This is a genomic window from Spirillospora sp. NPDC000708, assembly GCF_040299565.1.
In the GTDB taxonomy this organism is placed as follows: Bacteria; Actinomycetota; Actinomycetes; order Streptosporangiales; family Streptosporangiaceae; genus Spirillospora.
This window is the reverse complement of the sequence record NZ_JBEPCJ010000009.1, coordinates 1-13300: the sequence shown is the minus strand read 5'-3', so window position 1 is coordinate 13300 and position 13300 is coordinate 1. Positions and strand designations below refer to the sequence as shown.

Annotated in this window: 14 protein-coding genes; 3 read left to right on the top strand and 11 right to left on the bottom strand. The window is 73.8% G+C overall.

Annotated features, from left to right (window positions below):
• Positions 1-74: 74 nt before the first annotated feature.
• The 4 genes from ABT299_RS09230 to ABT299_RS09215 are packed head-to-tail and all read right to left on the bottom strand — an operon-like array spanning position 75 to position 3987.
• A complete protein-coding gene (locus tag ABT299_RS09230) occupies positions 75-683 on the bottom strand; it encodes a GTP-binding protein (protein WP_190853102.1) in 609 nt (202 codons plus the stop codon).
• Complete coding sequence (locus ABT299_RS09225) at positions 664-1032, bottom strand: DUF742 domain-containing protein (protein ID WP_190853100.1); 369 nt, start codon at positions 1030-1032, stop codon at positions 664-666. Before ABT299_RS09225 ends, ABT299_RS09230 begins: the two co-directional genes overlap by 20 nt.
• A 7-nt stretch (positions 1033-1039) precedes the next feature.
• On the bottom strand, positions 1040-1456 hold the full coding sequence (locus ABT299_RS09220) for a roadblock/LC7 domain-containing protein (protein WP_190853098.1): 417 nt from the start codon (positions 1454-1456) through the stop codon (positions 1040-1042).
• Positions 1453-3987, bottom strand: a complete 2535-nt coding sequence (locus ABT299_RS09215; RefSeq protein ID WP_500250305.1) for a sensor histidine kinase — start codon at positions 3985-3987, stop codon at positions 1453-1455. Before ABT299_RS09215 ends, ABT299_RS09220 begins: the two co-directional genes overlap by 4 nt.
• A gap of 231 nt (positions 3988-4218) precedes the next feature.
• Between ABT299_RS09215 and ABT299_RS09210 the strand changes: the two genes are divergently transcribed.
• The gene (locus ABT299_RS09210) at positions 4219-4620 is read left to right on the top strand and encodes a roadblock/LC7 domain-containing protein (protein WP_190853094.1); all 402 of its coding nucleotides are present in this window, start codon (positions 4219-4221) and stop codon (positions 4618-4620) included.
• Between the two features lie 303 nt (positions 4621-4923).
• Positions 4924-5415: a pyridoxamine 5'-phosphate oxidase family protein gene (locus ABT299_RS09205; RefSeq protein WP_500250304.1), complete on the top strand. Its 492-nt coding sequence runs from the start codon at positions 4924-4926 to the stop codon at positions 5413-5415.
• Positions 5416-5507: 92 nt separating this feature from the next.
• On the opposite strand, the gene ABT299_RS09200 is transcribed toward ABT299_RS09205, so the two are convergent.
• From ABT299_RS09200 to ABT299_RS09190, 3 genes are all read right to left on the bottom strand, one after another.
• Positions 5508-5666, bottom strand: a complete 159-nt coding sequence (locus ABT299_RS09200) for a helix-turn-helix transcriptional regulator (RefSeq protein ID WP_500250303.1) — start codon at positions 5664-5666, stop codon at positions 5508-5510.
• A 66-nt stretch (positions 5667-5732) separates the two neighbouring features.
• Positions 5733-6629, bottom strand: coding sequence for a class I SAM-dependent methyltransferase (locus tag ABT299_RS09195; protein WP_500250302.1), 897 nt, complete (start codon positions 6627-6629; stop codon positions 5733-5735).
• Positions 6630-6758: 129 nt separating this feature from the next.
• Entirely contained in the window at positions 6759-7352 is a 594-nt protein-coding gene (locus tag ABT299_RS09190; protein ID WP_500250301.1) for a helix-turn-helix domain-containing protein, read from the bottom strand.
• Between the two features lie 156 nt (positions 7353-7508).
• On the opposite strand from ABT299_RS09190, the gene ABT299_RS09185 reads away from it, so the two are divergent.
• On the top strand, positions 7509-9101 hold the full coding sequence (locus ABT299_RS09185; RefSeq protein WP_500250300.1) for an MFS transporter: 1593 nt from the start codon (positions 7509-7511) through the stop codon (positions 9099-9101).
• 18 nt (positions 9102-9119) lie between these two features.
• Here the strand turns inward: ABT299_RS09185 and ABT299_RS09180 are convergent, their stop codons facing one another.
• From ABT299_RS09180 to ABT299_RS09165, 4 genes are all read right to left on the bottom strand, one after another.
• On the bottom strand, positions 9120-11174 hold the full coding sequence (locus ABT299_RS09180) for a hypothetical protein (protein ID WP_500250299.1): 2055 nt from the start codon (positions 11172-11174) through the stop codon (positions 9120-9122).
• A 60-nt stretch (positions 11175-11234) separates the two neighbouring features.
• Positions 11235-12518, bottom strand: a complete 1284-nt coding sequence (locus tag ABT299_RS09175; protein WP_500250298.1) for an MFS transporter — start codon at positions 12516-12518, stop codon at positions 11235-11237.
• A 113-nt stretch (positions 12519-12631) separates the two neighbouring features.
• Positions 12632-12850 (bottom strand): hypothetical protein, encoded by a 219-nt coding sequence (locus ABT299_RS09170; protein WP_190853079.1) that lies wholly within the window; start codon positions 12848-12850, stop codon positions 12632-12634.
• 36 nt (positions 12851-12886) lie between these two features.
• On the bottom strand, positions 12887-13300 hold a 414-nt coding region (locus ABT299_RS09165), incomplete at its 5' end, for a hypothetical protein (protein WP_500250297.1).

Genomic DNA, 13300 nt, shown 5'->3' with positions numbered 1-13300 from the left:
CCAGGGGAAGACCGGGCGGCGGATCGCCGCCCGTCCGGTACACGGGGCGGGACGGTCCCGCCGGGCGCGGTCGCTCAGGAGCGGGCCGCGGTCTGGGCCAGGACGTGCTCGACCACGGTGATCAGCACGCGCTTCGCCGACTCCCGGTCGCGCACGTCGCACATCAGCAGCGGCACGCGGTCCTCGAGGTCCAGCGCGATGCGGACGTCCTCGGGGTCCTTGCGCTCGGCGCCGTCGAAGCAGTTCACCGCGACGACGAAGGGGGTGCGGCGGTCCTCGAAGTAGTCGACCGCGGCGAAGCTGTCGGCGAGGCGGCGCACGTCGGCGAGCACCACCGCGCCGAGCGCGCCGAGCGCCAGCTCGTCCCACATGAACCAGAACCGGTGCTGGCCGGGCGTCCCGAACAGGTAGAGCACCAGGTCGTCGGGGAGCGTGATGCGGCCGAAGTCCATCGCCACGGTGGTGCTGATCTTCCCGTCGACGCCGCTGGTGTCGTCGACGCCGACGCTCCGGTCGGTGAGGATCTCCTCGGTGCGCAGCGGCCGGATCTCGCTGATCGAACCGACCATCGTGGTCTTGCCGACCCCGAACCCGCCCGCGACGAGGATCTTCGCGGCGATCGGCCGCCGGCCGCCGGCCGGGGCCGGGTCACGGACGGCGGCGTCAGAGTGCACGTAGTCCATTGAGCAGTTTCCTTAGTACGAGCTCGTCAGGGATGTCGCCGGTGCTGGTCGGCCGCAGCGCCCTGAGCAGGTTCTCGTCGCGCAGGTCGTCGACCAGGACGCGGACGACCCCGACGGGCAGGTCGATCTCGGAGGTCAGGTCGGCGAACGTGATCGGGCGGCGGCACAGGGCCAGCAGGGTGCGGTGCTCGGGGTCCAGCCGCATCCGCCGCGACACCGGGACGCCCGTCGCCTCCAGCACGGAGATCAGGTCGAGGCCGTCCTCGCGGAACCGGGTCCTGCCCCGGGTGACGGTGTAGGGCCGCACGACCGGCCCCGCGTCGTCGTCAAGCCAGCGGTCGCTGCTCACCGGGGTCTCATCTCGTACTCGGACCCGACAGCCGGGCGATCGCCGGGGGCCGCTCGGCGATCCGCTCGGCGAGTTCGGTCATCTCGTAGGCGATCGTGCCGGCGTCCGCGTGCGGCGGGCCGACCAGGGCGAGGCACGCGTGCTCCCCGGCCGGCACCATGAACACCAGGTAGGTGTCCATCTCGATGAAGGTCTGCAGCAGCCGCCCGCCGCCGAACCTGCGGCACGCCCCGCGCGCGAGGCCCTGGACGCCCGCGACCAGCGCGGACAGGTGCTCGGAGTTCTCCCGGCCGAACCGGGTGGAGGACGCCACCAGCAGCCCGTCGTTGGACAGGACGACCGCGCCGCGCACCGGGCCGGCGCGCAGCACCATGTCGTCGAGCAGCCGCTGCACTTCCCGGTCCGTCATCGGCGCCGGCGTCATCGGTTCTCCTCACCCTCGTCGGGCCGGATGGGCCCGGACGTCTCGACCCGTCCGCGCCGCCATCCGCTCTGCATGGACGTCATGACCGAGCGGGCGCGCTCCGGCGAGCGCCCGGTGCCGCGTCCCGGCGGCCGCTGCTGCTCGCCGCTGTCGCGGGGGGACGGGGGCGTGTCGCGCAACTGCGGCGCGAGATTGGCGCGGCGGACGCGGCGCGGCATGCCCGCGTGGGTGCCGCCGATCTGCGAGCCCGGCGCGTCCGGCACCGGTCCGGGAGGCGGCGGGGCGGCGGGCGGGGGAGCGGACGGTCCCTCTCCGGGGCCCGGCTCCTCTCCGCCGAACCGGTGCCGTCCGCCGGAGTCCTGCGCGTGGCCCGGCGGGACGTGCCCGGCGACCGGCAGGGGCCCGGTCCCGGTGACCGAAATGGGGCCGGTACCCGTGACGGGCACGGGGCCGGTTCCGGTGACGGGCAATGGGCCGGTTCCGGTGAACCCGCCGGTCCCTGCGGCGGGCTGCGCCGGGTAGGCGCCCGGGTCCTGCGGCCCGGGGTGGGCGGCCGCCATGGCCGGGGCGTTCGCGTGGGCGGGGTCCGCGCCGGGCGCGTCCGCGGCGCGGGCGTCCTCGGAAGCGTCCCGGCCGATCCTGTCCGCGGGGACCACGAGCGAGTGCGGCAGCAGCACGATCGTCTTGATGCCGCCGTAGGCGTTCGGCTCCAGCACCACCCTGATCCCGTGCCGGTACGCCAGGCTGGTGACCACGAACAGCCCGAGCTGGTCGCCGTCGGCCAGGTCGAACTCCGGCTCGCGGGACAGCCGCCGGTTGATGGCCGCGAGCTTCTCGGGCGCCATGCCGAGGCCGCGGTCCTGGATCTCCACCACGAAGCCCTGCCCGACGAGCCCGGCGTCCACCTCGACCGGCGTGTTCGGCGGCGAGAAGGCGGCGGCGTTCTCGATCAGCTCGGCCATCAGGTGGATGACGTCGGCGACCGCGGCGCCGACGATCCCCTCCTGCGCCGAGGTCACCACGTCCACGCGGGAGTAGTCCTCGATCTCGCCGACGGCGCCGCGCAGCACGTCCACGATGCCGACGGGGTGGCGCCAGCCGCGGCCGGGCGCGGCGCCGGACAGGATGACCAGGCCCTCGGCCTGCCGCCGCATGCGGGTGGTCAGGTGGTCGATGGCGAACAGGTCGGCGAGCGCCTCCGGGTCGGACGCCTTGCGCTCCAGCGTGTCGAGCATGGCCAGCTGGCGGTGCAGCAGCGACTGGTTGCGCCGGGCCATGTTCTGGAACACCTGGTTGACCGCCTTGCGCAGGTCGGCCTGGCCGACGGCGGCCGCGACCGCGGTGCGCTGGACGCTGGAGAACGCGTCGGCGACGTTGGCCACCTCGGCCGTCTTGCCGACCTCGAGCGGCGGCGCCTCGACCGCCACGTCCACCTCGTCCCCGCGGCTGAGCCTGCCGACCAGGCCCGGCAGCCGCTCCTCCGCCAGCGTCCGCGCGGCGCTCTGCAGGCCGAGCAGGTCGCGGCCGATGCGGCGGGCGAACCGGATCACGAGGAACAGCGTCAGCAGGACCGCGACCAGCCCGAGGCCCCCGACGAGGCCGAGCCTCCACAGCGTCCGGTCCGAGGTCTTCTTGGCGTCGCCGGCCAGCACGGTCCGGGACTTCAGCAGCGCGCCGTCCAGCGCGCCGATGAACCCCTTCGACTCCTGCTCCCAGGTGGCGGGCGGGATCGTCAGCCGGCCCTTGGGACCGGCCGCGAGGATGCGGTCCTCCACCGAGGTGAAGGCGGTGGCCGGCGGGGAGGCCAGCGCCTGCCGGAAGGGGGCGCCGTTGGCGGGCGTGAAGTCCGACAGGCTCGTCGTCTCCAGGTAGCGCCGCTCGTACACCAGCTGGTTGATCGCGGCGTACTCGGCGGGGGTCATCTTGCCGCCGCCGACGAGGACGCCGCCGACGAGCGTCGCCTCCCGGCCGCTCAGCTCGATCGCCCGCGACATGCCGGTCAGGTGGTACGCCTGCTGGTAGCCGTTGTCGGCGACCAGCAGGTAGATGAACCGGAAGTGGGAGTCGATGATGTCGTTGTAGGCGTTGAACGCGTCGAGCTTGGTCAGCGCGCCGGAGTCGACCTCGCCGCGGACCTTCGCGATCGTGTTGAGCTTGCCGATCAGCACCGACAGCCGCTGCTTCATCGGCCCGGTCAGGGTGCCGCGGAACCTGCCGGAGTCCGCGGCCTTGTTCATCTGGACGATCGTCCCGTCGACCTTCTTGCGGACGGCGTCCAGCGACGTGCGCGGCAGCCGGCCGCGGCCGGCCAGCCACACCACCGACTCCTGGCGCTCCTGGGCGACGGTCACCAGCATCGGCTGCACGGCGTCGCCGTAGACCTCGTTGGCGGTGTCGATGTTGCGCTGGTGGAGTGCTTCGGACGCGGTGCTCTGCGCCGCGAAGACCCACAGCGTGATCAGCGAGACGACCGGGACGACGAGCATGCCGTACAGCGACAACCGGAACGAGCGCCGGCGCGCGGCCCTCACTGGCCGCAACGGAGGTGAGCGGGGCGGACGCGGCTGTTCAGCTCATTCATGTTCGTTTCTCTCAAGCGTCGGTGACGGTCCGGTCGGGACGAGGTCCGTGACACCATAGCCATCACTTTGATCTTGCGCGGCGTTTTCGGGTCATATTTCACACTCTGGTGGATTTGGCTGAGGGCGGGTGCGCCGGGTGGCACGATGTCACCGCGTCAACCGCCCAGGAGGAGAAGCCACATGACACCGCGCGACGCGTCGACCGACCGGCTGGACTGGCTGATCGACGGGTTCGTCAAACGCGTACCCCAGGTGACCAGGGCCGTCGTGCAGTCCGCGGACGGCCTGCTGATGGGGGCGTCCTCCGGCATCACCCCCGACGACGCCGAACACCTGTCCGCCCTGGCCGCCGGGCTGCAGAGCCTCGCGCGAGGCGCGCGGCTCCAGTTCGGCGCGAACGAGGTCCATCAGACGATCATCGAGATGAGCGACGCCTTCCTCTTCGTCACCGCGGCCGGCGAGGGCGCGTCGCTGACCGTGCTGAGCAGCGCCGACGTCGACCCCGCCCAGATCAGCTACGAGATGACCCTCCTGGTCAACCAGGTCGGCGAGCACCTCTCCTCCAGGCCCCGCCTGAACTGAGTGGGTCATCTCATGCCCGCGGGATTCCCGGTGAGCCTCTGAGTGCGGCGGCAGGGCTTCTGGTAATGCCGTCGAATGGCCTCGGCCGAATTTCATGAGCAGCCGGGTCGGCTTGCGTGGACCTGCCGCACACTTATCGGCGATTTTCGCCAAGGAAATGCTTGTGCGCGTCTTATCCGAGCCGAGGGGAAGACGCGAATCGGGCCGGCATGCCGTGCGGGGGGAGCGCCCCGCGTCGGATTGTCGGACCCGGATGGCAGGCTGGGCGCCTCCTGTGACGGATGCGATGGATGGGAGGGCTCGTTGGCCCGCTGGCATGAGGTCACCGAATCGGCGCCGGAGTTCGCCGCCCAGGTCAGGGACGCTTTCGAGGCGCACAAGCACAAGACCCTGGCGACGCTGCGGAAGGACGGTACGCCGCGGGTCAGCGGCATCGAGGCGTACTTCGTCGGGGACGACCTGTGGTTCGGGTCGATGCCCGGCGCGCTGAAGGCCCGGGACCTGCAGCGCGACCCGCGCTTCGCGCTGCACGGGCCGCCGGTCATCCTGAGCGCCGACGACCCCGCGACGGCGCCGGGCGACGCGAAGGTGACCGGCTGCGCGGTGGAGGTCGCCGACCGCGAGCGGATCGGCGCGATGCTGACCGCGCGAGGGCTGGCCCCGGACTCCTTCAGCGAGTCCCACTTCTTCACGGCGGACATCGCTGAGGTCGTCCTCACCCGGATCGAGGGCCCCGCCATGGTCATGGATCTCTGGCGGCCCGACCAGGGCCTGCGGACCCTCCGCCGCGCCTGAGGCTCCCCTCCCCACCTCTCGACCGGTTCTCCTGGACCCGGTCCGTCGTGAACGCTCCGGCCACCTCCTGTCGGCCTGGCAGTTCGACGCGCTCACGGCCCTCCGTAGACGGCCTTGTAGACGGCGGCGAACCGTCCCGCGTGCAGGAAGCCCCAGCAGGCGGCGATACCGGTGACGGTGGCGGTGGCCGGATCGGCGGTCCGCAGGTCGGCATGGGCGGCGGCACCGGCGTGCACCAGGACGCCCAGCACAGACCGATCACGAGCCGCCGCCGGAAGGCCCACCGACCTCCGGCTCGCGGCCGTGACCCGCCGCGCCTATCCGCCTCGCGTTCCCGCGCGGCTGACGCGGCGGGCCGCCCAGACGGTGCGCTCGGTGCGCACCGCCAGATCGTCCCGGCGCAGGATGCCGTGCGGGCCGCCGGTGTCGAGGAGCCGGTCGAGCGCGGTGAGGTCCTCGGGGGAGAGCGTGTCGGCGACGGCGTCGCGGATCCGCCGCAGGACACTCAGGGCGTAGCGGCCGATCACCTCGCTCCGCGCGCCTGCGATGTCCACGGTGATGGTGCGTTCGCCCTCGACCGTGAAGCCGGCTGCGGCCAGCATCGGGCCCCAGTCGGCGCCGCGGTGGGGCATGTGCTCGGCTTGGAGGCGGTCGGCGGCGGCGTGGGCGCGTTCTTCCAGACCGGGCCTGCCCTCGGGAGCGTTCTCGGGCAGGAAGCGGGGGTGGCCGGCCAGCTCGACGACGGCGAACAGGCCGCCGGGCGCGAGGGCGTCGTGGACGGCGCGCAGCGCGTGGTCGGGGTTCGCCATGTGGTGCATCGAGGCCGACGCCCATACCAGGTCCGGTGAGCCGAGGTCGGGCCAGACGGCTTCGTCGAGGGCGGCCCGCACGGTGCGCACGCGCTCGTCGACGCCGCGGGCGCGCGCCTTGGTGCGCAGGCGCTGAAGGTGTTCGGCGGACGCGTCGACGGCGGTGACGTGCGCGTCGGGGAAGCGGTCGAGGAGGGCGAAGGTCCCCGCGCCCGTGCCGCAGCCCAGGTCCACGATGCGGCGTGGGCTGCTCCGCAGCGGCAGCCATGCGGTGATGGACGCGGTGTGTTCGGCGAGGACCTCGGCGTCCAGGTCGAGGATCTCCGCCAGGCCGTCGGATCCGTGGTCGTGGTGGTGATCGTGCGAAGGGCCATGGTGGGTGGCGTGCGTGTGTGGTCGGTTCATTCTCTTCACACTAAGACGGTCATGCGTCTCCGGCACAAAACCTTGCCGTACAGGCAAGACGTTGGCCGTTGTCGCTGCCCGAGGCGCAAGAGGCCGCCGCTGCGCAGGCCGTGACGTGGCCCCGCGCCATCATTCGGGAGCGCGCTGAGCGCTGTCGCCGCCGGCGTCGCGCTGGTGGCCGCGGCGGGCGTCGCGGTCGAAGATGCCCAGGATCTCGCAAGGGCCCGAGTCCGCTCCGATGGCGTGCGGCGTCATCGTGGGGAACTCGGCCGCCTGGTTCGTCTCGAGGCGGATGCGGCTGTGGCCGAGCATGAGGACCGCCGTGCCGGACAGGACGACGAGCCATTCGTGCCCCGGGTGAGCGCGCATGCGCGCCGGGTTCTCGTGAGGTGGCTCGGTCATGCGCTGCCGCACCACGCTCATCCCGGGGCTGGCCTTGATGGTCCAGCGCATCTGGTTGTGGACGCTGTCGATCGTCGGGCTGGTGACCACGTCGTCGGTGGCGGTCTCCACCAGCTGATCCAGCGTGGTGTCCAGCGCGCGGGCGAGGGTGACCAGCTGGTCCAGCGCGAGGCGGCGCCGGCCGTTCTCGATGCGGCTCAGCGACGACTGGCTGAGGTGCGCGCGGCCGGCCAGCTCCTCCAGGGACCAGCCCTGCGCCACCCTCAAGGCGCGGATGCGCTTGCGTACGAGGCTGTCCAGATCTCCATCTTCTTGCGTCATAGGCAACATCGTATGCCTGGAATGCAAGCCGGCCTTAGCGTCGTCTGCGGACGGTCCGCGACGCCCGAGGCCATGCCCGGGCGCCGACCTCTTCCTTCGCTCGGCGACCGGCACTGCTCCGGCGCCGACTCGGCACGCCCGTTTCGAGAGGAACCCATGAGCATGAACCAGACCGCGCAGGCCGCACCGGCCGGCGGCGGAGACGTCCCCGACGCGCGCCGGCTGCGCACGATCCTGATCGCCGTGTCCCTCGCCCTGATGGCGGTCATCGCCTCGGTGACCGGGCTCAACGTCGCGCAGACCCACATGGCCGTGGAATTCGGCGCTTCCCAGAGCACGATCCTGTGGATCATCAACGTCTACACCCTCGCCCTGGCCGCGCTGCTGCTGCCGCTCGGCGCCCTGGGCGACCGGCTGGGCCGCAAGCCCATGCTCGTCGCCGGCCTGGGCGTCTTCGGCATCGCCACCGTCGTCGCGGGCCTGGCCCCGACGGCGGAGGTGATGCTCGCCGCGCGCGTGGCCGGCGGCGCCGGCGCCGCGATGATCATGCCGATCACGCTCGCCGTCATCACCTCGACCTTCCCCGAAGAACGGCGCGGCAAGGCGATCGGGGTGTGGACCGGTGTCGCCGGAGGCGGCGGCGTCCTGGGCATGTTCCTGGCCGCGCTCCTCGTCGACGTCGCCGACTGGCGCTGGCTGTTCGCCCTGCCGGTGGTCCTGGTCCTCGCGGCGCTGGCCATGACGCTGACATCGGTTCCCAACTCCCGCGAAACCTCCGCTCACCGTTTCGACACGGCCGGGGCGGCGGCCTCCGCGGTCGCCGTGGTCGGGCTCATCTTCGTCCTGCAGGAAGGCCCCGAACGCGGCTGGACCGCCCCCGCGACGCTGATCGGTCTCGCCGTCGGCCTCATCGCCGCCATCGGCTTCGTGGCCTGGGAGCTGCACCGCCGCGACGCCTCGCTGCTGGACGTGCGGCTGTTCCGGAAGCGGGGCCTGGCCGGCGGCTCGATCACGCTGCTGGTGGTCTTCGGCGTCCAGGCGGGCATCGGCGTGGTCCTCTTCCCGTTCTTCCAGGCCGTGCTCGGCTGGTCGGGCCTGCAGTCCACGGTCGCGATGATGCCGATGGCCGTCATGATGATGACGGCCTCCGGCCTGGCCCCCGCGCTCGCCGGACGTATCGGCGCCCGCGCGACCATGGCGGTGGGCATCGGGGCGGCCGGCGCCGGCATGGCGCTCATGGCCCTGTTCGTCTCCGCCGGCGGCGGCTATCCGCCCCTCCTGCCCGGCCTGCTCGCCATGGGCCTCGGCATGGGCCTGTCGATGACCCCGTCCACGGAGGCCATCACCGCCTCCCTGCCGCGCGAGAAGCAGGGCGTCGCCTCCGCCCTCAACGACGTCACCCGCGAATTCGGCACCGCGCTCGGCGTCGCACTGCTCGGCGCCCTCGTGTCCGCCGGCTACCGCGACGCCATCGACGAGAGGCTGCACGGCGTCCCTCAGGGCGCCGCGGACACCGCCCGGCAAGGCGTCGCCAACGCCGTCGAGGCGGCGGGCAGCGCAGGTCCGCACGCACAGGACCTGATCCACGCGGCCCGGCAGTCCTTCGTCGACGGCTGGCAGCAGGCCATGTGGGCAGGCGCGGCCATCATGGGCGTCCTGTTCTTCTCCATCGCCCTTCGCGGTCCCGAGAGCACACCCGCCGCGGTCGCGGACGAGACGGAACCCGCCGAGGGCGGCGCCGCGCGATGACCGCACAGGAGCCGGGCGTCAGGTGATGGTGCGCCTCATGTCACGGTGAGCCCGCCAGGGCGCCGCACGCTGACGCGGTTCTGGTCGGGGGCCGAGGTAGCAGCACCGCAACCCGGTCCGCACGTGTGCGCGCAGCTCGGCACCGAGGGCCGGGTCGGCGGCGGCGACGCGGTCGAGGGCACGCCGGATCGCCTTCCCGACGGCGATCCGGGCTCGTTCCTCGTCGTCGGCGAACCGGCGCGTTCGGCCGCCCAGACCCGTGGCCGACGCCAGCTCCGCGATGAGCCAGTCCCGCTCGCGCAGGAGTTCTGCGGCGCGGTCCGGATCGCCGGCCAGGTCGGCACGGTCGGCCTGGTCCTGCAACTCGGCCAGCCGCTTCTTGTACTGGCGCTTCGCGGCCTCGTCCAGCAGCGGCTGGCCTGCCGGAACAGGGCTCGCCGCGCCCTGCCCGGCCGCGAGTTCGACCGCGGGTATTTCCTGGCCCGGGTTGGCCATCAGCACCGCCAGGTGCTCCAGGCCCACGCAGTGGTCGACGGTTGCGGTCCGCCCACCCAGCTCGATGTGCCAGCGCCTGCCGTCGCGCCGGCACACCACCGGCGCCGCTCGGCCGGGTGCGCCGGGTGCGCCAGCGGCGCCGTCCTGGAGGCGTACGGTGCCTCGTTCGGTGCCGGGCGGCAGCGGCATGTGCAGTTCCGCGGCCTCTTTCACCGCTGCGGCCAGCTCCGCGTCGGCTTCGGCCAGGTCCTGCGACCGGCCCGGGAGCGCGAGCGCCTGGGCGAGCCGGGCCCGCGACAGCGCGGTGGCGGGCCGGTGCCCGAGCGACAGGTTCTCCTGGAGGGCCGCGCGCAGGTGCCCGGCGGCGGCGTCCGCGTCGCCGGTGGTCAGCGCGGCCGTCCCCAGGCAGTGGTGCAGCGAGCCCAGGCAGGTGATCCCGTGCCCCGCGATCACCGGGAGGCGGGCGTGCGGCGCCATCAGGGCCGCCGCCTCGGCCGCGACCGCGGGGTCCCTGAGCAGCCAGGCCGTCTCGGTCACGCAGTACATCGTCAGCAGCCAGGTCGCCGCCTGCGGAAGGGCCGCCAGACCGCGGCCGCTCAGTCGGGCGAGCATGCTCGTGGCCAGGGGGCGGTCGCCTCCCGAGGCCGCGGCGAGCGCCAGGGACGCGTACGTGGAGTAGTCGGTCTCGCTGAGAGTGGGCGAGTCCACCAGGTCCGACAGCATGGGCCGGAGTTCGGCGATGCGGCCCTGGAACCAGCGGATCGTGCCGAGCTGCCCGCCGTACCACGCCCGGGCGTTGACGCCCGCGGCCGTGGCGCCGCGCTCGGCCCGCTCGTCGGCCAGGGCGCCGGCCGCCGCGAGCCGGCCCGCGCGGATGCCGAGCATCACCTCGATCACCTCCACCACGGCCCGGACGGCTCGATGGTCATGGATCGCGAGGTGCTCCCGCAGCTCGGCCAGGCTGCGGGCGGCGTGCGGGTGGGCGTCGAGGAAGAGGTCGACGGTGTGCAGCAGCAGACCCACCAGCAGGTCGCCGGGACGGCCCGTCCCGGACGCCTCGCCGATCAGCTCCTGGGCCAGCTCCAGCCGCAGCGGCCCGTGCCCGGGGCCCATGGCGCAGTAGTGCGCCAGCGTGAGAGCCTCCACTCGCGCCACGCCGTCCCCGGAAGCGCGGGCCTCGGCGACCCGCGCGAGCATCGGGCCGGGCTCTCCGGTGCGGTACGCCTGCTCGGCGGTCAGCCTGATGCGCAGGCGCAGCGCCAGCACGGACCGGGGGTCCAGGCGGCCCAGCGCCGCGCGTTGCCGGGTCCGGGTCGCCGCCGCGTCCGCCACGGTGCGCTGCTCCTGCGCCCAGAGCCCGCCCAGGCCGAGCGCCGCGCGGGCCAGCATCTCCGGGTCGCCGCCGCGTTCCGCTTGGCGGTAGGCCGCCGCGAAGCGGCCGCGGGCCGTCCACGGGTCGCCGTCCACCAGCAGCGCGTGTTCGGCCGCCAGCAAGGCCGCCGTCCCGGTTTCCGTACCGCCGTCGTCCAGGTCGCCGTCGCTTGCGACGACCGGACGCGGCCCTGGCGATGTCCTCACAGCCCTACCCCCGGTGCGAGACCGCTGACGTCTAGGGCACGGCGACGATCCCGCCCGGGTTCAGTCCGCGGCCCGGTCGGATGTGACCGGAACCGGAACGGGCCGGGGCGCGGCGCGCAGCGCGCGGACGTCGGGAATGCTGTACGCGGCGGCCGCGGCCAGCAGCGCGACGGCCGCGCAGCCGCCGAGGACGACCGGCGTGCCCAGCAGCTCGGCGGCGGGGCCCGCGCCGACCATCGCGACCGGCACCAGGACGGTGCCGATGAGGGCGATGAAGGACTGGACGCGGCTGATGTGCTCCTCGGGCAGCCACGCGCCCAGTGCCGACTGGTACACGACCAGTTCCAGCGTGCCCCCGGCGCCGCACACCACGGCGGCGGCGGCGACCAGCGGGAACGGCAGCCCCGCGGCCATGGCGCCCAGCAGCGCCGCCTCGGGCAGCATGACCAGGCAGCAGACCAGGCCGGGGCGTTGCGGGCGGACCAGCACCGCGGTGATCGACCCCACGGCGAGCCCCGCGCCCAGCGCGCTGCCGAAGAGCCCCCAGGTCACCGCCCCGTCATAGCGGTCGGCCGCCCACACCGGCCCGAGCACGGTGATCGAGGCCGCCCACAGGCCCGAGGACGTCGCCGAGAGCAGCGCGATGGCCGCGACCCAGCGCAGGCCGACGAGCACCCGCCAGCCCTCGGCGATCTCGGTGCGGAAGCGGGCGGCGGGGCGCGGCCGGACGGGCGGCACCGCCAGGCCGCCGAACAGCAGGCCCGACAGCAGGAACGAGGCCGCGTCCCACGCCAGCACCCAGCCGGGGCCGCTGAAGGCGATCACGACGCCGGCGATCGGCGGCCCGCCGATCGCGACCATGTTGTTCGAGATCTGCGCCAGGCCGTTGGCGTCGGGCAGCGCCTCCTTGTCCACCAGCTGCGGCAGCAGGCCCCGCGCGGCGGGGCCGAAGAACGCCGCGATGGCGCCTTGGAGCAGTTGCAAGGCCGCCAGCGACGGCACCGACGCCGACCCGGTCAGCACCAGGACTGCCACGGTGCCCTGGACGGCGGCGCTGGCGTACTGGCAGCAGGCCAGCACCGTCCGGCGCGGGTACCGGTCCGCGACGACGCCGCCGACCGGGGACATCGCCATGAACACGATCGGGCCGCCCACCAGGACGAGGCCGATGCCGGTGGCGCCGCCGCCGATGCCCAGCACGGCGTAGGCGGCGGCGATCGGCGCGACCGTCGACCCGGTCACCGAGACCCAGCGGGCCGCGAAGTAGCGCCTCCATGCCGGGTTCCCGCGTGCCAGGGCGAAGGCCCCGGCCAGTCGGCGGGGGAGGTGCGGGGTGGTCCTCACCGGCTGCTCCCTGGATCGGCGTTCACAGTGGTCACCTCTCTGCGCGGCGGACGTGGGAGGGCCCCGGTCCCATCGTCGCGCGATGGGACCGGGGCCGTCGGAGAACGGGCCGGTCAGGCCGACTGCAGCTCGGCGGCCGGGAGGCTGGTCCTGGTCGCGGTGCGCAGCGCGTGGTTGTCCTGCATCCCCTTGTCGCAGCTGGTCTCGGGGATGATGGCGCCGGAGCGGGCGGCCTCCAGGTAGGCGTCGACGTCGGTCTCCTCGAGGCCGAGGCCGAGCGCCGGGCCGGCCAGCCGCAGGCTGGTGGCGGCGCGTTCGGTGGGCTGTGCCATGGTGCGTTTCCTTTCTGGACGTTCGGTCCGGCGGTGTTACCGGGCCGAAGCAGCGATCGCGACGATGAGCCGCTGGCCGTTCTCCACGGGAACGACCGAGGTGGTGAGCCATCCGGGGGCGACGACCATGACGCCGCGCGCGGGGCGGGCCAGGATCGCCCGGCCCCAGGGCAGGCCGGGCACGGCCGTCTGGTCGCTGGCGGGCCGGGGGTCGGCCAGCGCCAGGCATCCCGACTCGTGGGCGGCGGGCGCCGGGGTCGCGGCGAGGTAGCACCAGCCCGCCCACTCGGCGGGCCGGGCCTCCGCGGGGACGCCGTGGCCGGCCTCCCAGACCTGCACGGTGACGTCCACCGCGCCGGCGGCGCCCGCGCGGCCGGCCGCCGCGTCCATCGCCTCGGCGAACAGCCGGGCGAGGCCGCGCGGGTCGTCCAGGACCTCGTCCGCCGCGAC